We start from the raw sequence: 24,622 nt of genomic DNA on the forward strand, positions 1-24,622 counted from the left end.
CATTCTTCTCCAAACTTCGCCAAAACCATGTATCATTGTAACGCTGGCTAAATTTGGCGTCAATAATCCTTGCGACACAAATTAGCCACACTTCACATCATACTCCTTTTACGCTTATAATGGAATTGCATATTTTTCATTAAAGGTTATAACCAATACGCATATACAGGCGGTGGATTTCGATATGTTGGATGAGTTGCATGTTTTTGCCATCGTCGTCGAGCAATCAAGCATGAATAAAGCCTCAGCCAAGCTTAATCTCTCGCAGCCCGCCCTCTCGCGCAAAATAGCGAAGCTTGAGGAGGAGCTGGGTGTTGTGCTGTTCCGGCGCATCGGCAAGCGGCTGGAGCTGACGCGCATTGGCCAGCTCACCTATGATTACGCTGTAGAGCTGCGCCAGCGGCATCTGCGATACCTGCAAATGCTGGCGGACTACAATTCCGCCGGACGTTCAGCGCTGACGATCGGGGCGAGCCTCACGACCCTCCAAACGACGCTCCCTGATCTGATTCAGGCGTTAACTGCAACGAGCCCCGAGCTGGATATTAAGGCCATTACAGGGAAGACGCATGAAATCGTTACGCTGGTCAGGGACAGAAAAGCCGATATCGGCATCGTTGCTTCGCGGATCGATGATCCTGCGCTGCACTGCATCCCGCTGTTCGACGATCATCTCGTCCTTGTCATGCCGCGCAATCAGTTTGTCATGGACAAGGGGCAGCCTGTTATCGGCGACTTGAACGGGCTTCCAATGATTCTGTTCTCCAAAGGAACCTGGTACCGGATTCTGACGGACGAGCTGTTCGAGCGATTCCTTCTACGGCCGGATGTCCGAATGGAAATCGATTCCTTCGAGGCGATTCTCCGTCTCCTGCACACCTGCCGCGCCGGAACGCTGCTGCCCAAATCGTATTTGCGCCCGGAGCTGCTCAGCGATAATGATCTGATCGTCATCCCGATACGCGAGCTGGAAGAATCGAAACGGACGACCTCGCTTATTCACGCAGAGGAAGAAAGCCTCAGCCCTGCGGTAAGGCTGTGGATTGACCATATCACATCGCATTTCAAGCGGCCGCAATAGGTATGCGCCGCCGATTCCTTCTAATTAAAGAAAGGACAGCAGCTGCTTGCTGCAGCCCTGTCCTTATATTGTTGCCAACTTTCACATCTAAATCCATCCGTACTGCCGCCGCATAGCAATCCTTGCTCTCCAAGCCGAATCAGCGTGTGACCGACCGTTCGAATTCCTCGATTTGATCATTCGTGCCGATGACGACCATAACATCCTTCTCCTGCAATTCATCCGTAGCTGCTGGCGCAATAATGATGCCGCTTGGCTTGTTGATCGCCACGATGCTGCAGCCGTATTTGGCGCGCGGATTAAGCTCCTGCAACGATTTGCCGGATAAGCATTTGGGAACAGAAAGCTCCGCAATCGTATATTCCTTGGACAATTCAATGTAATCCAGCAGGTTCGGGGATACGAGCTGATGCGCGACGCGAATGCCCATGTCCCGCTCCGGGTAGACAACGCGATGCACGCCGATTTTCTCCAGCACCCTGCCGTGCAGCTCCGTCATTGCCTTCGCCACAACATGCTTAACGCCAAGATCGGTCAGCAGAATCGTAGTCAGAATACTCGCCTGTATATCATCGCCGATCGCCACTACGCCCGTATCGAAATTGCGCACGCCCAGCGAGCGCAATACCTCCTCGTCGGTCGATTCCGCAACGACGGCATGGGTGAGCACATGGCTCATTTCCTGCACAACTTCCTCGTCCTTGTCAACACCGAGCACCTCGTAGCCCAGCTCAATTAATTCCCTTGCAAGGCTTGATCCGAAACGGCCGAGGCCGATAATGACAAACTGTTTGGTCTTCATCCTGCTTCCTATTCCCCTATCCGATAATAATTTTCCCTTCCGGATGCCTGTACAGCTCTTTCTCTGTACGCGGTCCAAGCGCATACGCAAGCGTAAGCGGACCAAGCCGTCCGGCAAACATAGTAAGGCATATAATGATCTTGCCGATCATCGACAGCTCCGGAGTTACGCCAAGCGATAATCCGACGGTGCCGAAGGCGGAAGTTGTTTCGAATAATATTTTGATAAAAGCTTTATCCTCTGTTGTTGAAAGCACCATCGTAACGAACACGACGAGAGCCAACGACAGCACCGTAATGGTCAATGCCTTGAAGATTCGCTCGCGCGCCAGACGATAGTTGAACAGCACAATATCCTCTTTGCCTCTTATCATGGCAATAACGGCGCCGATCAATGTCGTAAATGTAGTCGTCTTGATCCCGCCGCCGGTCGAGCCCGGCGAAGCGCCGATAAACATAAGAATAATGATAAAAAATTGCGTGGCCTGTCTCAGTGATGCAAGATCAACCGTATTAGGTCCGGCCGTTCTAGGAGAAACTGACTGGTAGAAGGAAGCCAATATTTTGCCGCCCCAGCCAAGTGAGCCTAGTGTTCCCTTATTCGAAAATTCAAAGATGAAGATTACAATCGTTCCGACCCCGATTAATGCTCCCGTTGCCGACAATACGACCTTGGAGTGCAGTGAAAGCCGCCGCAGGGTGCGGAATTCAAGCAGATCGGACATAACGATAAAGCCGATGCCTCCCAATATAATAAGAAGCATGGTCACGATATTAACGAGCGGATCGTTCACATATTGCGTGAAGCTGACATAAGGCGTGCCGAATTGGCCGAACAGGTCAAAGCCTGCGTTGTTGAACATCGATACGCCATGGAAGATCCCAAAGTAGATCGCTTGCCCAAGCGGCATATCAAGCGACCAGCGAATCGCGAATAACGCGGCGCCGACCAGCTCAATGATAAAGGCATAGAGGACCACCTTGCGGATCAGTCTGACTATCCCTTCCATACTGTTCTGATTCATCGCTTCCTGCAGAATTAGCCGCTCCTTGAGCGAAATCCGCTTGCGGAGAACGAGCGCGAACAATGTCGCCATCGTCATGAAGCCAAGTCCGCCGATCTGAATGAGAATAAGAATGATGATCTGTCCTGCAATGGAATAGTGGCTTCCCGTATCCACGGTTACAAGTCCTGTGACACAAGTAGCTGAAGTAGCAGTGAACAAGGCATCGATAAATGCAGTTGCAGTGCCGTCTCGCGATGCGAACGGCATCGACAGCAGCACGCCCCCGATGAGGATAATGAGCGCGAAACCTGTCATTAACACACGGGGCGGCGACCATCTGCTCAAACGAAAGAAAGAAATGATAGTCATACCCCCACTCACTTGAAAATCTGCAATACAGAAACGTTGAACGCCCTTTCACTTCCATTGCAGATTCAGCGCACAAAAAAAGCACTGGAGTCCCAATGCAATGATGCGGTGAGTCCTGTTCCATGAAGCCTACGAGGTTAGCTGACGGATTCGGGCCCGGACAGGCCGCCCTATTCGCTTGCGCGAAATTCACCCCTTGCCGCCGAGCAGCATCTTGTTCATGATGCCCATATCTTCGACAGCAGTTGGTTCCCCCGATTTCGTGTGAAATTCGGCTTTTCATATGCAATTGATTCACATTATAAAACCAATGGTATAGAAAGAACAACCGACAATTAAGGAGAAATAGAACCGAAAAACGCCATATTAACCCCATGCGCCGCTTAAATCGGCTCAGGGCTTGTATTATCCAGCCTCTATCTCGCCCAATGTATGAAAATGACCGCAATTGGATGGATAAATACGGAAGTTGTATGATATGGTAGATGTAAATGATTATTTGCTTATATTTCAAAGATAGAGGTGTATGAATGAACCCGTACAACAAGCTGCAGCCAAATTGGACCCTGTATTCGATCTTTGCGGCAATCGGCATCGTTATTTATATTGTGATTCAAGTGCTGCCTGCTACAGCACAATCCTTTTTCGAGAGTGATACAGGCGGTCAGATTATCGAGAAGAGCGACGCACAGCAAGCCGCAGACGACTTCGTTCGAAGCCATTTCGATCTGCAGCCGTTAGGCACGCATGCTGTTCATCAGTCAGACAGCTTGCTCTACGGCTATTTGTCCAAAGAAGAGCTGTTCGACCGCTACGACAGGGATTACGATCAGGCATTCCCAACCGATACTTTTCAGGTCAACACGGTGATGCCGGATGACAGCATGCTCTTTATTTATGTACATATGGAAACCGGCAAGGTCGTTAGCTGGAACTGGGGAGAGGCTTCCTATGCGGCGGTTCCAGGAACGAAGGAGCAGCTTGAAGCGGCGATTGCCTTTGCCAAGGAGCAAGGCTTCAAGGAAGCCGACTTGGATGTGCACAAGCACAACGCATTGAATGGAACCGTGTGGCTCAAGCCCAAAGGAGCCGCGATCGGAGAAGCAGAACTTATGCTGGAGATTCGCAGCCAACAGATTGACGATGGCAGCATCGTTATTACCAAGTATAAGCCTGCTTTTATCGCGCCAAAGGATTATGAGCACTATGTAGATCAGCAAAGCACGCTTGCCATGTGGCTGTCCTACGGCGGGTATCTGTTCTTAACCTTTGTACTGTTTGTTCTTGCGGTCATCTACGCCATCCTGTACCGGAAGCATACTTCATTTGTGCGGGGAATATTGCTGACCTTGATATTCCTTGGGTTCTATGCGGTGAACAATTTTAATATGATCGATGGCATACTTGCAGGCTCAGGGGAGGACACCATTGCCGACGAAGGCGCAATAATCGCCATCACTCTGATCATTACAACCATTTTCACGTTTTTGCTGGCCGTTTCTGTTTACTTTTCCCTTGTCGGCGGAGATGGACTGTGGCGTTCCACGGGACGCACGCTATGGCCGAGATTCCGCGAAGCAGGCTACGGCGATCATGTGTGGCGCAGTATGTGGCTCGGATATTTGGCCGCTTTCATGCTGCTCGGCCTTCAAACCGTTATTTTCATAATCTGGACCAGCATGACAGGCGCTTGGGCAACGTCCGATGTTACCCAGTCTCCTTATAATTTGTCGATACCATGGCTGCTCCCCCTCCTTGCCTGGTGTGCAGCGATATCCGAGGAGGCCATCTACCGGCTGTTCGGAATCGGACTCATGAAGAAGTGGTTCAAGAATACCTTTGTCGCCGCGCTTATCCCCACTGTGATCTGGGCGCTGGGACATGTCACCTACCCGATCTTTCCGGCAACTACGCGGCTGGTCGAGCTGACGATTCTCGGACTAATCTTCAGCTTCCTGTTTCTGCGATACGGATTTATTACGGCCGTCTTCACCCATGCGATCTTCAACAGCGTCATGATGGCGATCTCCCTCATGTTCATGGGCTCGCTGGGCAATATCCTGTGGGGCATCTTCTACATCCTGCTGCCGATCCCAATTGCTTGGCTCATCCGGCTGTGGGACAACAGAGCAGCGCGGAACAGGCCGCAGCCGCTGTCTCCATCCCTTGACAAGGACCCGAACCCTGCCACTTAGTTTTTTTAAAGGGGCTATCGCAAAAGGGTAAATCCGATTAGGTCAATTCCATAAAATTCAAAAAACAACCTTCAAAACCACTATAAAAGTGGAGATGAAGGTTGTTTTTTTAACTAAATATTACGAAGAAGGCGGGAGTTGAAATCTCCAAGAATGACTTTTGGGACAGCCCCCCTTGTGGAATTGGAAAATATATGTTGCTTCGACATCGCACACTAGTGTACCTCTGTAATACTCCAGGCACTCTCCTTGACTCCTTCTCATTGACTCCTTCGGGCTGTGCTGTAAAACGATTTTTCCGGCTTATAAGAAGGATCGCGCATTTTCTGGTAGCTGTAAGCGGTTTTTGTCTGCTTATCGTCCCCACCGAAGTCCATTTCACTCGCTCGCTCGCGCTGTAAGGCGATTTTCCCCGCTTAAACGACCGATCGCGTTCCCTTTCAGCAGCTTTAAGCAGGATTTTTCTGCTTACAGCAGTCTCCAGCATCGACGCCCCTCACTCCACGCATATCACGACAACCTTCGTACACGAATTGCTTGTGTCCAAAAAAGAAGAGGGACCCAAGTTACGGTTCCTCCCTCAACGCTTCTAAAATTTGGGCGGCAAGCTTCTCGCCGATAGACAGAGGCCGGAAATCTTCAATTCCGGCTTCTTTTATTTTTTTAATGGAGCCAAAATGCTTGAGCAGCAGCTTGCGCCTCTTCTCGCCAATGCCCGGTATCGCATCCAGACGCGAGGCGACCATCGATTTGGCGCGCTGCTCGCGATGAAACGTAATGGCAAACCGGTGAACCTCATCCTGAATGCGCTGCAGCAGGTAGAACTCTTGGCTGTCCCGCGCCAGAGGAACGATCTCCGGCGGCTCGCCGATCATAAGCTGCGCGGTTTTATGCTTGGCATCCTTCACAAGGCCGCATACCGGAATTGCAAGGCCAAGCTCATTCTCCAGAATGTCCAGCGCCGCAGATATTTGTCCGCGTCCCCCGTCCACAACGATAAGATCAGGAGGCTGCAGCTCATCCTTCAGCACACGCTCATAACGGCGGCGAATAACCTCTCGCATCGTTTCGTAATCATCCGGTCCTGTAACAGTTCGGACTTTGTATTTGCGGTATTCCTTGCGATCAGGCTTGCCATCGGTAAAGACAACCATGGCTGATACGGGATTCGTTCCTTGAATGTTCGAGTTGTCAAAAGCCTCGATCCGGCTTGCTGTCGGCAATCCCAATACTTCCGCAAGACCCTCTGAAGCCTTGAACGTCCGCTCCTCATCCCGTTCGATCAGACGGAATTTCTCGTCGAGCGAGACCTTGGCATTGGCTACGGCCATCTCGACAGCCTCACGTTTGCGCCCTCTGCGCGGAACGAATACCTTCACCTTCAGCCATTCCTGGAGGGTGGAGCCAACCTCATCAGCAGCAGCTTCCGACGAAGCGGAGCCCTCCTCCGGTTCATTCTCCCGCTCTCCAGCCTGCGACTCTGATTCAGGGGGGGCAGGCAGCAATATTTCCTTGGGCAACGCTGGATTATCGCTGTAATATTGCGTGACGAACGTCATGAAATCATTATAGGGCTCCCCGTAATATGGAAACGTGGTCGCTCGCCGCTCGATCATTTTGCCATGACGCATATAAATAATCTGGACACACATCCACCCTTTGTCCGTAAAATAGCCGAACACATCGCGGTCCATTGCGTCCGCCATATTAATTTTTTGCTTCTCCATGACCGCATCGATAGCGATCAACTGATCGCGAAATTCCTTGGCTCTCTCGAATTCAAGCGCCTCGGCTGCTGCCGACATTTTCGTCTCAAGCGTCCTCTTGACCTCGTTATGTCCGCCATTCAAGAAACGGGTAATTTCCTGCACCATTCCCTCATAAGTTTCTGGGGCAACGTCATACTCGCAGGGCGCGATGCACTGTCCGATGTGATAATACAGACATACCTTGTCCGGCAGTGTCTTGCATTTGCGCAGCGGATACAGCCGATCCAGCAGCTTCTTGGTCTCCTGCGCGGCATATGCGTTAGGATACGGGCCAAAATATTTGCCCTTGTCCTTCACGATCCGACGGGTTACCTCCAGCTTGGGATGCTGTTCGTTTGTTATTTTGATATAAGGGAAAGTTTTATCATCCTTGAGAAGAACGTTGTACCTTGGAAAATATTGCTTGATCAAATTGCATTCCAATATGAGTGCTTCCATGTTGCTTGAGGTGACAATATATTCGAAATCGCGAATTTCCGATACGAGCCGCTGTGTTTTGCCATTATGGCTTCCGTTGAAATAAGAACGTACGCGATTTTTAAGAACTTTGGCTTTGCCGACGTAAATGACGCTTCCGTCAGCATTCTTCATTAAGTAGCATCCCGGCTGATCCGGCAGCAGCGCCAGCTTGCCGCGAATATGCTCCGCCGCCGAGCGTGCTGTCATTTGCTCCTCCATCCCGACTCTCCTCCCGACCTGTCATTGTCTCTATTGTAGCATAGCGGGGGAATAAAAAACGGGAGCGCTTCAAGGATTCCGCGGAGCCAAGGTGCAATTCGCCTCATAATTGTCACGAACAGCGGCTTTACAATGATTCGTGAAGTTGGGTATACTATGGGGAGCAATCGTTGTTTTTGAGGAGGAAATGTAGCTATGGAAAACGTTAGAGATCCGCGCGAGCATTTGAACGAGGAACCGCGCGATGACCTGTTTGATGTCGCATTCGGCTTCATTGGTTTTTTCGGCGTTATGTTCGTCATATTCGCCGCTGCGGTGATTGTTAAACTTCTCATTTCGTAACGATACGTTACAAGATAGCTTCGTACCGGTTCATCTCGGTATGAAGCTATTTTCATAATATTGTCCGTAATGTTGTCCGTTGACATCTCGTTCGTTAGAACATACAATGTCAATTATAGGTTATAACAAGGAGGCTGATGCACGATGTACAATTCAACGAATATGGCAGTGAACACGTTAATTGCATATGCAGCGGTCTCAGGCGGAACCCGACAACTTGATTTTGGAGCGGCGCATGACTTATTGATATAAGTCTGCAGCTGCTTTGAAGTTCACTATTCACACCCAGCCGTAAGAGACCGCACAGGTTTCTTGCGGCTTTTATTATTGGTTGTTTTTCTCTGCCGCAGGAGATACATTCCTGCGGTTTTTTTTATGCTTTTATCACACAAGATACGAATAAGGGAGCTTATATACAAATGACAACATCTATAAATGATAATCAATTATTGACCACATATGGCTGGAATGATGGCTGGGAAGCGACTATGAACGGGGAACGTTATGCAGGGCTGCTGCCTGCGCGTGTGACAGCGCAGTATTCTCACTGCTATCGAATTGTTATGGCGGAGGGCGAGCGAATTGCTGAGGTAACCGGCAAATTTGAGTTTGAAGCGGTATTACGAAGCCAATTTCCAGCTGTTGGCGATTGGGTAGCAGTGCAGCCGTTACAGGGAGAGCCGAAGGCAGTTATCCATGCTGTATTGCCGAGAAGATCCGCCATGATCCGCAGAGCCGCCGGCAGTGTCCCAGTCGAGCAGGTAGTCGGTGCGAATATGGATTATTTGTTTATCGTAAATGCGCTCAACGACGATTTCAATCTGCGCAAACTCGAACGTTATCTCGTTGCCGCATGGGAAAGCGGTGCTGCGCCGGTCGTTCTCTTGACCAAGGCGGATCTGTGCGAGGATGCGCCAAGCCGTGTTGCTACTGTGGAGTCAATTGCGCCAGGTGTAGCGGTGCACGCGGTTAGTGCAATGAATGATCAGGGAAAAGAAGCGCTTGAGGCTTATCTCCAGCGCGGCCGTACGATAGCTGTCATCGGCTCATCCGGCGTCGGCAAATCAACGCTGCTGAACTGGCTGTCAGGAGATGACCTTCAGCGTGTGCAAGGCATTCGCGAAGATGACGCGCGAGGCCGTCATACGACAACACATCGCGAGCTGTTCCCACTCCCGAGCGGCGCAGTTATGATTGATACGCCTGGCATGCGCGAGCTCCAGCTCTGGGATGCCGATGAAGGCTGGCAGGAAGCATTCGCCGACATCGAAGCTTTGGCTGCAGCATGCAGGTTCCGCGACTGCCGACACGAACAAGAAAGCGGATGTGTGGTGAAGCAAGCGATAGCCGAGGGCACGCTCGATGCCAAACGCTTCGCCAGCTACAAAAAAACCGGCAAGGAGCTTGCCCACATGGCACGCAAAGAGCAATCCGTCAGTCAGCGTCTCAAAAAAAGCTCCAACAAACGAGCCGCCTCCAAGGGAGGTAGATATCGATTGGAGTAATAAACTGTGAGAGCAGGGTTGCAGCTATAGATAAGGTTGTCGGCTGTCGCCAAAGGTTATAAGCGGGGAGCCAGTCCCTAATAATGAGCAAAAACGCCTCCAAGACTACTATTTTCGTAGGGGAGGGGGCGTCTTTACTCGTATACGTTCATAGCTGACAACAAGAGATCCAGGTGCATGGCTGCTGCGCAAGAAAAAGCTGTCTCTATCAACGATACGCATTCGTTGAAAAGACAGCTCTTCTGTGAGCATTTGCCCCTATCCCCGCTCTACCCGCCAACAGCCTTCAGCTTGTCAGCAGAGCCATTGCCCGCCGATTGCCGCTGTTGTTGCGATTGCTGATGAGCTTGCTGTGATTGTGATTGTGTTTGGGATTGCGGTTGCTGCTGCTTGCTGCTCGCGGCGTCAAACCGTTTCCGCTCGGTTCGGTCGATCTGAACGACACGACCATCATGGACGGTGATGAGCACCGATCCATATTCCAGTCCATTCACTTGTGTCGCAATACGCTCCAGCCATTCTTGATCAAGCACGATAGGCTTTGCCATTATTATCACTCCTACTCAATATTATATATGGACCGGCAGCGGATCGACTTTGAGCGGATTCTCCACCATGGTGGCAGACTGCTCAGATACAACATATAAACGATGGATAAGTACGGAAACTTCCTCTCCCGGCTGCAGCGGCTCCTGATCCAGTGAACGATGAGCAGCGACACGGTTATCGCCTACTTGAATATCAAGCTCAAGATGCGCCCCCCGGAAAAAAATATGCCTCACAGTGCCCTTTGCCGCCGCAGAAGGAAAGGCGATTTCCTGCTCTCGTCCTACCTCAACAAACTCCGGTCGAATGATCGCCTGTGTCCCGACTGACAGCTTCGTTAGCTCGAAGCCCCGCAGAGAGGTCGGCTGCTCGACGACAGTAGAATGTCCAATAAATCCGGCAACAAAGGCGGTTTTCGGCTCTGTATAGATCGAAACCGGCGTCCCCTGCTGCTCTAATCTTCCTTGCTGGACAATCAGCATTTCATCTGCGACTTCAACCGCTTCATCCTGATCATGCGTAACGAATATCGATGTGATGCCTATCGTACTAATCAACTGCTTCAGCCAAGTGCGCAGCTCTTTGCGTACTTTAGCATCGATCGCTGCGAACGGTTCATCCAGAAGCAGCAGCTCCGGTCTAGGAGCTAACGCTCTTGCGAAAGCGACACGCTGGCGCTGACCGCCTGACAGCTGATGCGGATATCGCTTCTCAAAGCCGCGCAGTCCAGTCAGGTCCAACAGCTCATCCACCCGCTGCTTGATTTCCGCCTTGTCCTTCTTGCGAATTGTCAATCCAAACGCGATGTTATCGAATACGTTCATATGCTTGAACAGCGCATAATTCTGAAATACAAAGCCGATCCCGCGCTGCTGCGGCTGAACATCATTCACAAGCTTGCCATTGATGTAAATTTCACCGGCATCCGGACTTTCCAATCCTGCCAAAATGCGAAGCAGCGTCGATTTCCCTCCGCCACTCGGCCCCAGCAGCCCGATCAGCTTGCCCCGCTCTATGGAAAAGCTCACATCCGAAACCGCTTGATGTCCATTATAATTTTTCGATATTCCACGTACCTCGATATGCATTTGGACCTCTCCCTTCCGCTGCGGTCATTTGCCCTTCACTTATTCCAAGCAAAACCCGATAGCCTTTTACATTTCCGCGCTCGCTTCTCTGACAACTTCCATTCCTCGCCTTGCGGCTATATCTGCTTCCATCTCGCAACTTGCTGTTGTGTCTGATTCCATCCATCGCCTTGCTTGCTGAGCCTGCTTCATTCCTCAGCTTGCTGCTGAGCCGATTTCCATTCCACGAGGCTTTTCACGATTAACGTAACTAGCGCAAGCAGAACAAGAAGCGATGCAACGGCAAAGGATGCTGAGAATTGGTATTCATTGTAAAGAATCTCAATGTGCAGCGGCAGTGTGTTCGTCTCTCCGCGAATATGGCCGGATACGACGGATACTGCCCCGAATTCCCCTACAGCGCGAGCATTACAAAGAATAATGCCGTATAGCAGTCCCCATTTGACGTTCGGCAGCGTCACACGCCAGAAGATTTGCCAGCCCTTGGCGCCGAGGCTCGCTGCTGCCTCTTCCTCCTGCACACCCTGAGCCTGCATAAGCGGGATCAGCTCTCTGGCAATGAACGGGAATGTAACGAAGGTCGTTGCCAGTACGATACCCGGCAGCGCAAAAATAATTTTGATATCATGCTCTGCCAGCCAAGGTCCAAACATTCCCTGCGCTCCGAAGAGCAGCACGAAGATAAGACCTGAAATAACCGGCGATACGGCAAAAGGAAGATCGATCAACGTAATAAGGACATTTTTACCGCGGAATTGGAACTTGCTGATTGCCCAAGCCGCCGCAATACCGAACACTGTATTAAGCGGCACAGCGATAAGAACTGTCATTAAAGTGAGCTTGAGCGCCGATATTGCATCCGGATCGGTTACCGAAGCGACATACACCTCGAAACCTTTCTTAAATGCTTCAACGAATATCGAGGCAAGCGGCAGCAGAACGATAAGTCCCAGAAAAAGCAGTGCGATTCCAATAAGTACAACACGTATTATAGGTGATTCCGTAATATGCTTCGGTCGCTTAGACGCCTTCTCGGACAAGTGGGCGGTAATTGCTCCAGCCATATGATGTACGCCCCCTAACCCACTGCTACACGGCGGTTGCTCCGCCATTGCAAATAATTAATAATGAGCAGCATGATGAAGGATGCGACCAGCATAACAAGCGCAATTGCCGTAGCTCCTTGGTAATCATGCTGCTCCAGCTTCGTCATGATAAGAAGCGGAGCGATCTCTGTCTTGAGCGGCATGTTGCCGGAGATGAATACGACCGAGCCATATTCACCAATACCACGAGCGAATGCAAGTGCAAATCCAGTAAGCAATGGCGGCAGCAGCTCCGGCATTATGATCCGGCGAAAGGTCCGCCAGCGATATGCGCCCAGCATGACAGCAGCTTCCTCCACATCCTTATCGAGATCCTGCAGCACAGGCTGAACGGTACGGACAACGAAGGGCAAGCCGATGAAGATTAGCGCGATTGTGATGCCAATCGGCGAGAAAGCAACCTTAATGCCCAGCGGCTCTAGAAACTGGCCCATCCAACCGTTCGGAGCATAGATCGCAGTAAGCGCAATCCCTGCTACTGCTGTAGGCAGAGCAAACGGCAGATCGACAAGGCTGTCAATGAGCTTTTTGCCTGGGAAACGGTAACGGACGAGCACCCATGCGATCAACAGTCCGAATACAAGGTTAATGATAGCTGCTGTAAGGGCTGTAAGAAGGCTGACTCGATACGAGGCCAGCACGCGTGCATTGGTGACGGTGTCCCAGAACTGTTCCCAGGTTAACCCGGCGGTTTTGATTAACACGCCGGCTAACGGGATAAGTACGATCACGCTGAGGTAGAAAATGGTGAAACCAAGCGACAAACCGAACCCTGGCAATATGCTGCGGGATTTGGAACCTTTCATGAGAAGTCAGCTCCTGTCATTAGCCTTAAGATCCCGGCACATAGATTTGATCGAATACGCCGCCATCTGCAAAATGTTTCGTCTGGGCTTCTTTCCAGCCGCCGAAATCGCCATCGATGGTAAGCAGCTCAAGCTTAGGGAATTGAGCCGTAAACTGCTCGGCTACCGACTCCAATGTCGGACGGTAGTAATGCTCTGCTACCAGCTTCTGAGCGTCCTCTGTGTACAAGAATTTCAGATAAGCTTCCGCTACTTCACGCGTTCCTTTTTTATCAACCACTTTATCAATAATGGCAACTGGCGGTTCAGCAAGAATGCTTAATGATGGATATACAATCTCGAATTTGTCCTTGCCCAGCTCATTCACGGACAGGTAAGCTTCGTTCTCCCAAGCCAGCAGTACATCGCCAATGCCGCGTTCAACGAAAGTTGTTGTTGATCCGCGCGCGCCAGAATCCAGTACCGGCACATTCTTGAACAGATCCGTTACGAACTGCTGCGCTTTCGCCTCATCGTTGCCATTCTTCTTCAGCGCGTAGCCCCATGCTGCGAGATAGTTCCAGCGAGCGCCGCCGCTTGTTTTCGGATTCGGCGTAATAACCTCTACACCTGCCTTCAGTAAATCATTCCAATCCTTAATGCCCTTCGGATTTCCTTTGCGAACTAGAAATACGATGGTGGAAGTATATGGCGAGTTGTTCTTATCGAATTGCTTCTGCCAGTCGGTCTTCAAATACTGCTGATCTGCGATGGCATCAATGTCGTAAGCAAGCGCCAATGTAACGACATCTGCTTCCAGTCCATCGATAACTGCACGGCTTTGCTTGCCTGATCCGCCATGCGATTGCTTGATCGTAACCTCTTGGTTCTGTTCCGTCTTCCAATGCTTCGCAAACAGCTCATTGTAGGCTGCATACAATTCACGAGTTGGATCGTAGGATACGTTGAGCAATTCTACTGCTTCTTTCGGCTCTGGCGTTGTTTCTGCACCGTTGTCTTTTTTGTCAGTACCTGATGTATTGGCAGCATTAGCTGCTTTCTTATTGTTGTCGGTTGAGTTGCTGCTGTTGCCGCATCCGACCAGCGCGATCGCTAGTACAAGGAAGACGATTAAAGTACGAACCGGAAAATGATTTCTGTTTGTTTGAGTTGACATATAACAAGCACCCCTAGTCTTTTCATGTGACAGATAACGGGCTAATGGCCTACTCCGGTTGTCCGGTTATAAACTAAATTAATCCTACCTGTTTAGTTGGTTATGGAAGAATAATAGCAACGGACAAGCTCCCTTGTCAATCATTATTTTTCGAATTATTGATCGACCATATAATATTTGCTTATATAGTGCCGATATTCGATATGGAAAATAGGCTGTTTCCGATAGCAGGAGCCATGTCCCAGCTAAATGGGACAGCCTTCTCGCTTAAGAGAACCGCGACCGTTCGTTATCTGTGGAAGGATCATCCGCCGTCTTATCTAACCTGCTATCAATCGCACATACCTGCAAAAGCGAAAATACATCTCCTGCATCAAATATAGCAGCACACGGACGGAGTAACTGTAAAAATACATCAACTATCGCCAGAAACCAGCGTATGCGGTACTTTACTGACTTTTTGATGTACTTTCGCAGGTAAATGGCTTGAAAACGTCCTTTCTAGCCATATTACCTGTATTTCAGCAGTAACGGAGATGCCAGCCAGCAAGCAACGTTTGGAACAGCTTACATCGGGAAAATGTCCCCTAAGCTTTTGCAATAGCTTGATTTATGCAGTACTTTCGGCTAAATGAAGCCGCTTTCCATGCAGGAACTTCATCTGATGCGAAAAAAGATAGCTACTCCTATTTTCATTACGGGGTGACGTGAACGATGTTATGAGAGTTTGTGCAGCTATGCGCGGCTGTCTCTGGAGATATGGTACAGTGGGCTCATGAAAGTCCCTGGAGGTATGCGATATTGCGAGTAATGGAGGTGAATAACAATGAAATATTTTGACAGCATGTTATCCCCAGTTAAGGAAATATGAATATAAGAAAGACGGCCGATGAACGAAAAAAACAGCCAAACAGGAGACACCCCCTGTTCGGCCATTGTTCATTGCACCACTATTCGCTGACTGACAACTTACTGGCTTTTTCGCCCGCGCTTGTTATGTCCCGTTACATGAACAATCTCCACGTAAGGTCTGATCCGATCCATGATCCGCTGACCTTTATGCAGCTCATCGCCATCTTTATTCGTGAAGCTGAAATGCTGCTCCAGAGCATCCAGATCGTAATTGGAGGTGTAGAAGGTCGGCTTGCGGTTCATCCGATAATTCAGAATGGCGCCCATCACATGATCCCGCACCCATGGATTGAGATTCTCCGCACCGATATCATCGAAGATAAGGAGATCCGTTTCTTTCATCAAATCTACCGTTTCCTTCAGCTTGCCCGGCTCGAACATAAGCGACTTCAAGTCCTCTACGAACTCCGGCATATAGACAATTGCACCGGTGAAGCCCGCTTTAGCCAGCTCATGCAGCATATAGCACATGAGGAAGGTCTTGCCCGTACCGAACAGGCCCGCCAGATACATGCCCTCTCTCTGCAGTCCCTGCTCTTTCGTTCGTTCAATATAGTTCAGCACTTGTCCGACCGCTTTCATCCGCTCCAGATCGCTCGACACAATCTCATCGGCAGAGTAGCCCTGCAATAGCGCCCGCTCATCGACATAGAAGCTGTTAATCCGGCTCCGAATTTGCTCCTCGCTCTGACGCGCAAGCAGCTTCTTGCACGTCACCTTCCGATCCGTCAGCTGAACCTGATCCCCAATAACATTGCAGGAAAGCAGTGTATAATGCCCTTCAAAATCATTGGGACAGCTGTCCAGACCCGGACAGTTCGAGCAGTTGCGATATTCGGTTACATGCTGGTAAACCCGATTCAAATTCAACCGAATCGTCTCTCGGTTTAGCTCTGGGTTTTTGGCCATCAGCCGCTCCACGAGCGGATCTCGGAGCAGCTCCTCCATGAGCCGTTCTGCCTGTTGAAGCGCGTTATTGCCGCTGGGGAATGATTTCAGCAGCTCGCCAAGCGATTCCATCGCCATACGAAATCACCTCGATTTACGATTTTCCGTCTAGTTTACGAGCCAGGCTTCGTATTTCTTCCATCTCTTGCGGTGTCAACGCAGAGTCGCCCTGTGAATCCTGAATAATGGAGATCGCCGGCTTGCGTCGTCCTCCACGCGCTCCGCCAGCCCCTGAGCCACTTCCTCTCACCCCTGATGCTGCTCCTGAAGCACCGCCAGCGCCTTCGCGTCTGCGCTCCTTCTCCGCTTCCATTCGAACCTGCTCTCTGACATAACGAACAGCCTTCTCGAATCCATCAACCTGCTTCACGAGCATATTCGATGCAACGGCATCTATGTATGTCTTCGTCACCCGCTGTGCATCATTCATACCGAATACATAATGGATAAGTACGTTAATGACTGAACCGGGGAGCCTGTAATTCAAATCGATCACTTCATAGACTCGAATGATCCATTCCGGCACAGCACCAGGGAAAAAGCGGGACAAGAACCGTGTATGGGGCTCATTGCGCATCAGCATATTATATTGATGAATATCGCAGCGGTTTGCCAGCTGAGCGGGCACTTCCATATAAAATTCAGCATTGACCGCCACTTCATCCGGCATATCGTCGCTTCCCGAATCATCTGCAGCGCTGCTGCCGCCAGCTGCCGCCCCGTTGCGTCCAAACATGCGCTGTCGTTCGTCATCACGCTTGCGGTCCTGACGGTACATCCCGTTCGCCCGAAGCTGCAGCTCATCCACCAACAGCTCGCCACGCGAATTAAATACATGATCCTCATCGAGCAGCCTGCACATGTCCACCACGGTCAGACTGTACTTATAAGCAATATAATTCAACTGCGCCATCTGCTCTTCATCGCCGCGAAGCCGTTCCACATACTGCCGATTCGCAGAATTGCGGGGAAACCGCATAATAATCTCCCCATATTGAATGCCCGCTGTTTCCAGCTTCTCCTTAGGGATAACCTGACGCGCAGGCGCAACCTCCGTCAGCGCTTGTTCAAGCTCTGAATCGACTGTCCCTGTTCCCAGCTTGAACAGCTCATAGAACGGCACAGTAATATTCTCGCGTACCAGCTCTGCTCCTGCAAGCTCATCCGATTCCTTCTCATAGAACGATTCTCGCAATGCAATAACGGTATATTTGCCGACCTTGTCGCGAAGCAGCATCATCAGATGAGGGTTGCGAAAAAATTCATCCGGCGACAACGGCTTCACAAGCTCATATTCGAAAACAACGTCTTCGTTGTCCGCCACGCCAAGCTTGGAGGTTTGCAGCAGTCCAACCGCTTCAAGGCGAGAAGCTTGATCGACAAGCTCCTGACGTCCGCGCTCGTTCATATCAAGTCCCGAGCCTAGAAGCAGCTTGCGCTGCGGCTCCAATGTGGAGTACCCGACACGATCATCAGCAATTTGCTGATACATCTGCTGGTATAAACCGATCGCAAACGCCCCGATCATCGGTTGATAAATAAGTCCTATCATCTTGCGGTCTACAGCGCTTAGCGAGAAATCGCGAAAGATGAAATAACGATGATGCTCCGTAAATTGATGCAAGTTCCCGATCCGCATCCCATGCACTCCGTCCGACGTTTACTTTCTACTAGTTTAACATAAATGACAGCGGTCTTTCAGGATTGAAAAAAAGAAAATTCCCCCGATTGAGGGAACATTATAATAAAAAAAGAGGCATCTCGCCTATTCAAGGGTTCCTGATTGCTGAATAGCTGGCAAGCAAGCTCCTTCGTTTGGCCGTGCCTCTGTCGGTATACCATTCTAGAACATTTTGTAGCCGCCGCGCCGCAGCGCGCGAATGGCTGCACCGCTGACATACGCTCCGATAAAACCGCCGATAACCGGAAGAATATCGACATAAGAGAAGGCTGTAAAATTGTCCAGCGTCGATTTGCTGTCATCCCACGTCCACCAAATCGCGAGCGGCAGCAATACGATAACGAACAGATAGATCGGAAACCAGGTTGTTTTGAGCAGCATATTCAGAATAAAACCGATTCCAAAAATCATAACAAGAAACAGCATCGTCACAACGATTAGCTGTAATATTTGTAGAATATCAGGCATCACGTTCGTTCCCCTTTCGCTACGATTAGTTTAGTAGATGATACATTGGAAGTCAATCGGTAGCGGCATGTTGTCACAAGTCCGTCATTTGCTCTTCTTTGTACCAATAAGATACAATGTTTTCAAAGGAGTGATTGGAATGAGTGAAGCTGCTCAAACATTAGAAGGCTGGTACGCATTACATGATTTTCGCACTATAAATTGGACCGCATGGAAGCAAGCTGATGTTAGCCTCCGAAATTCTGCGCTGGACGAGCTGCATACCCTGTTCAAAGAATGGAAGGATGTAGAGGATGCCGGGACAGGAAGCACGGCCTTCTACTCGATCGTAGGCCAGAAAGCTGATTTTGTATTTATGCACCTGCGTGACACGCTTGAAGAGCTGAACGCGCTTGAGGTTGCTTTCAATAAAACAACGTTCGCTCAATTTACCATACCTGCGCATTCCTATGTCAGCGTTGTCGAGTTAAGCAACTATATGGCTCAGCCTGGCACAGATCCGCTGCAAAATCCGGAAATTATCGCGCGACTGAAACCGATTCTGCCGAAGTGGAACCATATTTGCTTCTATCCGATGAACAAACGCCGTGAAGGCAATGACAACTGGTATATGCTCAGCATGGACGAGCGTCGCGCGATGATGCGCAGCCACGGCATGATTGGACGCCAATATGCAGGCAAAGTAAAGCAAATCATTACCGGCTCTGTCGGCTTCGACAATTGGGAATGGGGCGTAACGCTGTTCGCAGAGGATGCGCTGCAATTCAAGAAGCTCGTGTACGAAATGCGCTTCGATGAAGTAAGTGCGCGTTTCGGCGACTTTGGCGAGTTTTTTGTCGGCAACCTGCTTGATGGCGGTAAATTCGCCGCAATGCTGCAATAGCTTCAATAGCTCATTTGGCTTATGCAAACAAGCAGGAGCAGCTTAGTAAGGAGTCAGCATTTATGCTGATCGCACGACTGGAAATGGTTGGACGGGAGTGGGTTCCCGTCCAACCATTTTTTATCGCAGTAGTTTCCCGCTCTTGTGGCGTATCGTCGCTTGCTGCATGCTGCGATCCAAACATATAGATGCTAAAGTACATCTTTTTCAGCCTATAGAAGCCACACAACGCTAAAAGGCTGCAAAAACTCCCACGACGTCTATGACGTCGATGACGTCTCCCCCACCCAGAATGACTGTCATCTGTAAGACGGTTTTTCAAGCTTACAGCACTTCTCGTTTCACTTTTTCGTGCTGTAACACTGTTTTTCAAGCTTACAGTGACAGGTGAAGGGGATTCTACTACGCCCCTCCATCTGTAAGACGGTTTTTCACGCTTACAGCACTTCTCGTTTCACTTTTTCGTGCTGTAACACTGTTTTTCAAGCTTACAGCGACAGGTGAAGGGGATTCTACTACGCCCCGCCATCTGTAAGACGGTTTTTCAAAGTGAACAAGCTGGTTTGACTTTTCAACAGCCTGCAAAAAAGCTACTTGCCTCCATGTTTGACCGCCGACGTGTGACCGAGTACCATGTGCCGCGATGTTTCTAGTTGGAAATGGGCATCTTGAGAACTTTTTCAGAATGCCGACATGCAGCCTCCATGAGTGCGACTATGTATTTATTAGCAGCTGTGAGATTGTCCACATTGAATCGATAACCTCTTTTTCCCGCTTTCGCGACGGCCGGCACATCAATTAGTATTTTTGATTTGTGGGCTAATTCGACGCACAAGCAAGCTCTTCTTCTAAATAGTAAAAGAGGCCTCCATCAACCAGCGTTATCACTGGTTAACGAAAGCCCCTATTATACACTTACTCGTCGTCGTCTTCCTCCATCAGCCGCTTTGCTTCCAAATAAGCTTCGGTCTGACGGTCGCGTTCCCTGCCCTTCTCCTTCAGCCTTTCGATGGCGGGGAGAATAAGCGTGTCCACTTCCTTTTGCACCGTATAAGACAAGTCGTAGCGATTCTGCGATTCCAGGAACGAACCCACTTCCATCAGTGCGTTGTACCGATCCAGCTCATCGCGCGTAAGCAATCCACGAACTTGGACGCTGCAATGGCGCATTACAGAAACTTGCCTTTACGGATGACGAGCGGAATTCCGCCAATGATGTAAAGGTAGCGAATATCGATCGCTTTCTTCAGCATCGCTGCCACTCCGCCTTTGTACTTGCGGCCGAACGCTACGCCGATTGCTTCGCCTTTGCCAAGGGATGCCACCGTACCTTTATTCTTGAACTCGAACTTCTTAAGCGGCTGATTCCGAATCGACGCCACCAGATTGTGAGCACAAGTAACACCTTGCTGCATCGCAATTTGAGCAGTTGGCGGGAAAGGACGGCCCTCAGGGTTGAACATCAGCGAGTTGTCTCCAACTACGTAGATATTCTCATGTCCTGGCGCACGAAGCATATCGTCCACCTTAACGCGTCCGCGCATCGTCTCGAAGCCGGCTTCCTCAATGAGTCGGTTGCCGCGAACACCTGCTGCCCAGATAACGGTTGCAGAACGGATTTCCTCGCCTTCTCCAACGATAACGCCGTCTGGCGTACATTCCTTGATTGCCGTTCCGATGCGGAATGTAACACCCTTCTTCGTCAGCACCTGCATGCCGTACTCGACAAGCTCAGGGTCAAAGCCAGGCAGCGCAGTTGGCGCAGCCTCAATATTGTAAAGTTTGACGAGGGAAGGATCCACGTCAAATTGTTTGCACAGCTCTGGAATGCGGTCAGCCAGCTCGCCGACGAATTCGATACCCGTAAAGCCTGCGCCGCCAACTACGAACGTCAAGTAATCCAGACGGTGCGGCTCGCGCTTGAAACGGGCAAATTGATATTCGATGTGCTCGCGGATCAGACGGACCGAATTGATGCTTCTGATGTTCATTGCATGCTCAAGCATACCTGGAATACCGAAAGTTTCCGGCTCGCCGCCAAGGCCGATAACCAAATAGTCATAGGAAAGCGTGCCATCCTCAAGAATGACCTTCTTATCCTGTGTCCGTATTTGTACAACTGTCGATTTGACAAAATCAATTTTGAATTCGTCAATCAGCTTGGAGATGCTGACACGGGCATTCTCCGTCTTATCTGTTCCCGCAGCCGGCATGTGGAGATGTGTGGTGATATAATGATAATCATGCTTGTTAACAAGCGTGACGTCGGCTTCGTTGTAATTCAATTCCTTTTGCAGGCGAAGCGCGGTCAGTACACCGCCGTACCCAGCTCCAAGTATAACGATTTTCGGTATGTTGCTCATCGCAGAATCCCATCCATTCCTAATTCTTTTTCGCTTTGTGAAAAATTACACAATCTCAGGCAAAAATTTAAATAGCGTACTTATAGTGTGCGAATCAAATAGCCCTTTTATTACGGAGCGTCGACATCAATTCGACAAATAATATAATACCTCACATCATACAAACTTTTCGCAAAAAATTCAAGAGTTATTTATACGAAAAACTTTAGAGCTGCATACAATTTTTTTATTTCCATTGCTCAAGATGAAGGGCTATAATGAACAAAGTGTTAGTCAGATTCCATTGGAGGTGCCACCTGTGTCCAACTTATCAGCAGCTGAACAACAATCCGATATTGTCATCATTGGCGGAGGTCCCGCAGGTATGTTTGCCGCTTTCTACGGCGGAATGCGACAAGCTTCTGTTAAGATTATAGAAAGCATGCCGCAGCTTGGCGGTCAATTGGCCGCGCTATATCCTGAGAAGTATATATATGATGTAGCCGGATTTCCGAAGGTGACTGCCGGCGAGCTCGTTAACCAGCTTAAGACGCAAATGGATCACTTTAAACCAACGGTCTGCCTCGAAGAGAAAGTACAGGAAGTCATCAAGCACGGCGAAAGATCATTCCAGATTGTAACAGACAAGACGACTCATTATGCCAAAGCGGTTATTATAACGGCCGGTGTTGGCGCCTTCGAGCCCCGTCGTCTGGAGCTGCCTGAGGCTGCTCAGTATGAGAAGAAAAATTTGCATTATTTCATACAGGATCTGAATCAATTCAAGGATCAGCATGTTCTTATAAGCGGCGGCGGCGATTCTGCTGTCGACTGGTCGCTCATGCTTGAGCCGATTGCTGCGAGCGTCACCCTTATCCACCGTCGCGACAAATTCAGAGCCCATGAGCATAGTGTTGAGAACCTGATGAATTCCAAGGTTAATGTTCTTACGCCATACGAAATTACAGCACTTCACGGTGCAGATCGCATAGAACGCGTTACCCTGCAAGAAATCAAGTCGAAGGAGATCAAAGAATTGCCAGTTGATGCTGTTATCGTTAACTTCGGCTTCGTCTCCTCTCTCGGTCCCATCTCCGAATGGGGATTGGAAATTAACGGCGGCTCCATCGTTGTTGACTCACGTATGGAGACCAATATTCCAGGAATATTCGCCGCCGGCGATGTCACAACTTATCCCGGGAAGCTCAAGCTGATTGCCGTCGGTTTCGGTGAAGCGCCTACCGCGATCAATAATGCGAAGGTATACGTCGATCCGGATGCCAAGCTCTCGCCAGGACACAGCAGCAACATGAAATTATAGCAATGAAATTAAACAAATAGGGTATCCTAACTTTGCCCGGCGAATGGATTCATGCGCTGCTAAAGGAGGATACCCTTTATTTATGTTATGTCCCATTTGCAATGGATTGGAGCAGCTGTCCGTCATATGTCGGACATGTTCAAGAACTCTGGACGATTGTGGACGCATGAGCGATTATTCAGCGCCATACGCACCCTATCAGCCCTTGGCTGATGACCCCTCCTGCTGTATGGAAACGATGACTTTCAATCTCAGGTGCAGACATGTCGTATATTGTGCAGGTTGCAATTATACCGATGAGGTTGCCGTTCTGTTGTGGGATTCGCCCGAGGTGTTGAATAAGCCTGGCATTATGCAGTAATCCGATAGTGATCAGGATTGATTTGTCTGCGTTTCATTTCTTCGGCAAGCAGAAGAATAAAGTCCAGCTCCAAATGATAATTAACAGCCAACCGGTAGGCATCTACGAGAAGATCATCCGATAAAATTTCCATCTATGCACACTCCTTCCTTCTTTTTGTTTCATCTTAGCATGTCCCTAATAGCAGAACAAGTGTTCCGGTTATCCACAGCATGCTGTGGACATTATGTGTGCAAGTTGTGGGTAATGGTCGAATAAACAGGAATATCAATGCGGAATATGTGGATATGATTATACACAGCTCCTCCGCACGGAATTCCAATAAAAAACTTTTATGGATACTCTCTATTCTATTAGCTAAATATATTAAATCCAGTTAACAACTGTTCCTAGCCATTACTGCGGCCGTGTATTCACCTCGAATATCCACAGCTTCCCACTCTTATCAATCCCATAATCGAAGCCAAGCTGACCAATACCCGGGAACCGATTCTCCAGCATTTGCGTAGCTAATTTTGTCAGCATCCTCATCTCTCGCTTCTTACCCGATACTGCACGGGCCGAAACCGATTGTCGAATGCCTTGGGAGCCGGTTAGACTTGTACCTCCTCGGCAGAGGTTGGTGACAAACAATCCCTTCCTTGCCAATCTCCCGACAATTGCTGTAATTAACCATCGGCCATCCGGCTGTTTCACATGCTTGACTCGATAATCGATTGGCCGTCCGCTGATCGTTGCCAGTCTGATTCCCTTCTGAATCAAATATTTGCGTCCCTTGCGCAGTGTGTTGAGCGACTGATAAAGTCCATCGAAGCTGGAGAATCGTCTCGTACTACTAAAGTACGTATGCGAGTAGCCCCCGCCTTCTTTCGATACTTTGATCACACCATGCCCCCCTGCCCCGCAAACAGGCTTGATAACGACCATCCCATGCGACTGAAGCATAGTCCTCAAGCTAGCTGGCGAGAATATCCTTGTCGGCGGAATATGCGGCGCAATCTGCGAATGGGACAGCAGCACCTCCGTCTTTGCCCATTTGCTGGCCAGTTGCCTTCCTTGTCCTTCACCCATGACAACTTCCCCTTTCATATCATCCTACTAATCCATAATATGCCTCAAAGACAGTCGTCTCTTGGATGATTGACCGCTTCCACTCGCCTGATTGAATAGGTGATAGAGATAGATGGAAGAACAAAGAGCCTCCTAAACCGCGTCATCAGCGGCTTGGGAGGCTTCAGGTTCATAAGGGCAAGGAAC

21 protein-coding genes and 1 riboswitch are annotated in these 24,622 nt (G+C 49.6%); of the genes, 6 read left to right on the plus strand and 15 right to left on the minus strand.

The annotated features are described in order from the left end of the window. The first annotated feature begins 184 nt into the window (after positions 1-184). Positions 185-1,081 carry a LysR family transcriptional regulator gene (locus L6H65_RS00380; RefSeq protein ID WP_236338245.1) on the plus strand — a complete coding sequence of 299 codons (897 nt, stop codon included), beginning with the start codon at positions 185-187 and terminating at the stop codon, positions 1,079-1,081. 139 nt (positions 1,082-1,220) lie between these two features. On the opposite strand, the gene L6H65_RS00385 is transcribed toward L6H65_RS00380, so the two are convergent. Both L6H65_RS00385 and L6H65_RS00390 read right to left on the minus strand, forming a co-directional pair. Beyond that, complete coding sequence (locus L6H65_RS00385; protein ID WP_236338246.1) at positions 1,221-1,883, minus strand: potassium channel family protein; 663 nt, start codon at positions 1,881-1,883, stop codon at positions 1,221-1,223. A 16-nt stretch (positions 1,884-1,899) separates the two neighbouring features. Continuing rightward, positions 1,900-3,258 carry a TrkH family potassium uptake protein gene (locus tag L6H65_RS00390; RefSeq protein ID WP_236338247.1) on the minus strand — a complete coding sequence of 453 codons (1,359 nt, stop codon included), beginning with the start codon at positions 3,256-3,258 and terminating at the stop codon, positions 1,900-1,902. A gap of 111 nt (positions 3,259-3,369) precedes the next feature. Next, positions 3,370-3,545, minus strand: a riboswitch (cyclic di-AMP (ydaO/yuaA leader). A gap of 243 nt (positions 3,546-3,788) precedes the next feature. Between L6H65_RS00390 and L6H65_RS00395 the strand changes: the two genes are divergently transcribed. Further along, the gene (locus L6H65_RS00395) at positions 3,789-5,453 is read left to right on the plus strand and encodes a CPBP family intramembrane glutamic endopeptidase (RefSeq protein ID WP_236338248.1); all 1,665 of its coding nucleotides are present in this window, start codon (positions 3,789-3,791) and stop codon (positions 5,451-5,453) included. Positions 5,454-6,019: 566 nt separating this feature from the next. On the opposite strand, the gene uvrC is transcribed toward L6H65_RS00395, so the two are convergent. Continuing rightward, positions 6,020-7,900: an excinuclease ABC subunit UvrC gene (gene uvrC / locus L6H65_RS00400; protein WP_236338250.1), complete on the minus strand. Its 1,881-nt coding sequence runs from the start codon at positions 7,898-7,900 to the stop codon at positions 6,020-6,022. Positions 7,901-8,095: 195 nt separating this feature from the next. Here uvrC and L6H65_RS00405 point away from each other — a divergent pair, with 195 nt between their 5' ends. Together L6H65_RS00405 and rsgA are read left to right on the plus strand one after the other, a co-directional pair. After that, positions 8,096-8,242, plus strand: a complete 147-nt coding sequence (locus L6H65_RS00405; RefSeq protein WP_236338252.1) for a YqzM family protein — start codon at positions 8,096-8,098, stop codon at positions 8,240-8,242. A gap of 419 nt (positions 8,243-8,661) precedes the next feature. Then, positions 8,662-9,747 carry a ribosome small subunit-dependent GTPase A gene (gene rsgA, locus L6H65_RS00410; protein WP_307728288.1) on the plus strand — a complete coding sequence of 362 codons (1,086 nt, stop codon included), beginning with the start codon at positions 8,662-8,664 and terminating at the stop codon, positions 9,745-9,747. Positions 9,748-10,016: 269 nt separating this feature from the next. Here the strand turns inward: rsgA and L6H65_RS00415 are convergent, their stop codons facing one another. The 8 genes from L6H65_RS00415 to L6H65_RS00450 all read right to left on the minus strand — a co-directional run bounded on the left by L6H65_RS00415 (position 10,017) and on the right by L6H65_RS00450 (position 18,440). Then, entirely contained in the window at positions 10,017-10,295 is a 279-nt protein-coding gene (locus L6H65_RS00415; protein ID WP_236338253.1) for a YezD family protein, read from the minus strand. A gap of 21 nt (positions 10,296-10,316) precedes the next feature. Further along, positions 10,317-11,381: an ABC transporter ATP-binding protein gene (locus tag L6H65_RS00420; RefSeq protein ID WP_236338255.1), complete on the minus strand. Its 1,065-nt coding sequence runs from the start codon at positions 11,379-11,381 to the stop codon at positions 10,317-10,319. 188 nt (positions 11,382-11,569) lie between these two features. Beyond that, positions 11,570-12,445, minus strand: a complete 876-nt coding sequence (gene cysW, locus L6H65_RS00425; protein ID WP_236338257.1) for a sulfate ABC transporter permease subunit CysW — start codon at positions 12,443-12,445, stop codon at positions 11,570-11,572. A gap of 14 nt (positions 12,446-12,459) precedes the next feature. Further along, positions 12,460-13,293 (minus strand): sulfate ABC transporter permease subunit CysT, encoded by an 834-nt coding sequence (gene cysT, locus L6H65_RS00430; protein ID WP_236338258.1) that lies wholly within the window; start codon positions 13,291-13,293, stop codon positions 12,460-12,462. 25 nt (positions 13,294-13,318) lie between these two features. Continuing rightward, positions 13,319-14,449 carry a sulfate ABC transporter substrate-binding protein gene (locus L6H65_RS00435; protein ID WP_236338259.1) on the minus strand — a complete coding sequence of 377 codons (1,131 nt, stop codon included), beginning with the start codon at positions 14,447-14,449 and terminating at the stop codon, positions 13,319-13,321. Between the two features lie 969 nt (positions 14,450-15,418). After that, positions 15,419-16,381: a primosomal protein DnaI gene (dnaI, locus tag L6H65_RS00440; protein ID WP_236338521.1), complete on the minus strand. Its 963-nt coding sequence runs from the start codon at positions 16,379-16,381 to the stop codon at positions 15,419-15,421. Between the two features lie 22 nt (positions 16,382-16,403). After that, positions 16,404-17,948 carry a replication initiation and membrane attachment family protein gene (locus L6H65_RS00445; protein WP_236338260.1) on the minus strand — a complete coding sequence of 515 codons (1,545 nt, stop codon included), beginning with the start codon at positions 17,946-17,948 and terminating at the stop codon, positions 16,404-16,406. Positions 17,949-18,152: 204 nt separating this feature from the next. Then, complete coding sequence (locus L6H65_RS00450) at positions 18,153-18,440, minus strand: YuiB family protein (RefSeq protein ID WP_371877612.1); 288 nt, start codon at positions 18,438-18,440, stop codon at positions 18,153-18,155. Between the two features lie 157 nt (positions 18,441-18,597). On the opposite strand from L6H65_RS00450, the gene hemQ reads away from it, so the two are divergent. Further along, a complete protein-coding gene (gene hemQ, locus L6H65_RS00455) occupies positions 18,598-19,341 on the plus strand; it encodes a hydrogen peroxide-dependent heme synthase (RefSeq protein WP_236338262.1) in 744 nt (247 codons plus the stop codon). Positions 19,342-20,256: 915 nt separating this feature from the next. Here the strand turns inward: hemQ and L6H65_RS00460 are convergent. Both L6H65_RS00460 and L6H65_RS00465 read right to left on the minus strand, forming a co-directional pair. Then, positions 20,257-20,511 (minus strand): hypothetical protein, encoded by a 255-nt coding sequence (locus L6H65_RS00460; RefSeq protein WP_236338263.1) that lies wholly within the window; start codon positions 20,509-20,511, stop codon positions 20,257-20,259. Further along, complete coding sequence (locus L6H65_RS00465; protein WP_236338264.1) at positions 20,511-21,704, minus strand: NAD(P)/FAD-dependent oxidoreductase; 1,194 nt, start codon at positions 21,702-21,704, stop codon at positions 20,511-20,513. Before L6H65_RS00465 ends, L6H65_RS00460 begins: the two co-directional genes overlap by 1 nt. Before the next feature lie 298 nt (positions 21,705-22,002). Here L6H65_RS00465 and L6H65_RS00470 point away from each other — a divergent pair, with 298 nt between their 5' ends. Beyond that, positions 22,003-23,004 carry an NAD(P)/FAD-dependent oxidoreductase gene (locus L6H65_RS00470; protein ID WP_290370272.1) on the plus strand — a complete coding sequence of 334 codons (1,002 nt, stop codon included), beginning with the start codon at positions 22,003-22,005 and terminating at the stop codon, positions 23,002-23,004. 350 nt (positions 23,005-23,354) lie between these two features. On the opposite strand, the gene sda is transcribed toward L6H65_RS00470, so the two are convergent. Next, entirely contained in the window at positions 23,355-23,498 is a 144-nt protein-coding gene (gene sda / locus L6H65_RS00475; protein WP_236338265.1) for a sporulation histidine kinase inhibitor Sda, read from the minus strand. A gap of 263 nt (positions 23,499-23,761) precedes the next feature. Continuing rightward, positions 23,762-24,436 carry a YheC/YheD family protein gene (locus L6H65_RS00480; protein ID WP_236338266.1) on the minus strand — a complete coding sequence of 225 codons (675 nt, stop codon included), beginning with the start codon at positions 24,434-24,436 and terminating at the stop codon, positions 23,762-23,764. Positions 24,437-24,622 lie beyond the last annotated feature (186 nt).

The sequence above is a fragment of the Paenibacillus plantiphilus genome, assembly GCF_927798095.1.
Taxonomy (GTDB): Bacteria; Bacillota; Bacilli; order Paenibacillales; family Paenibacillaceae; genus Paenibacillus_Z; species Paenibacillus_Z plantiphilus.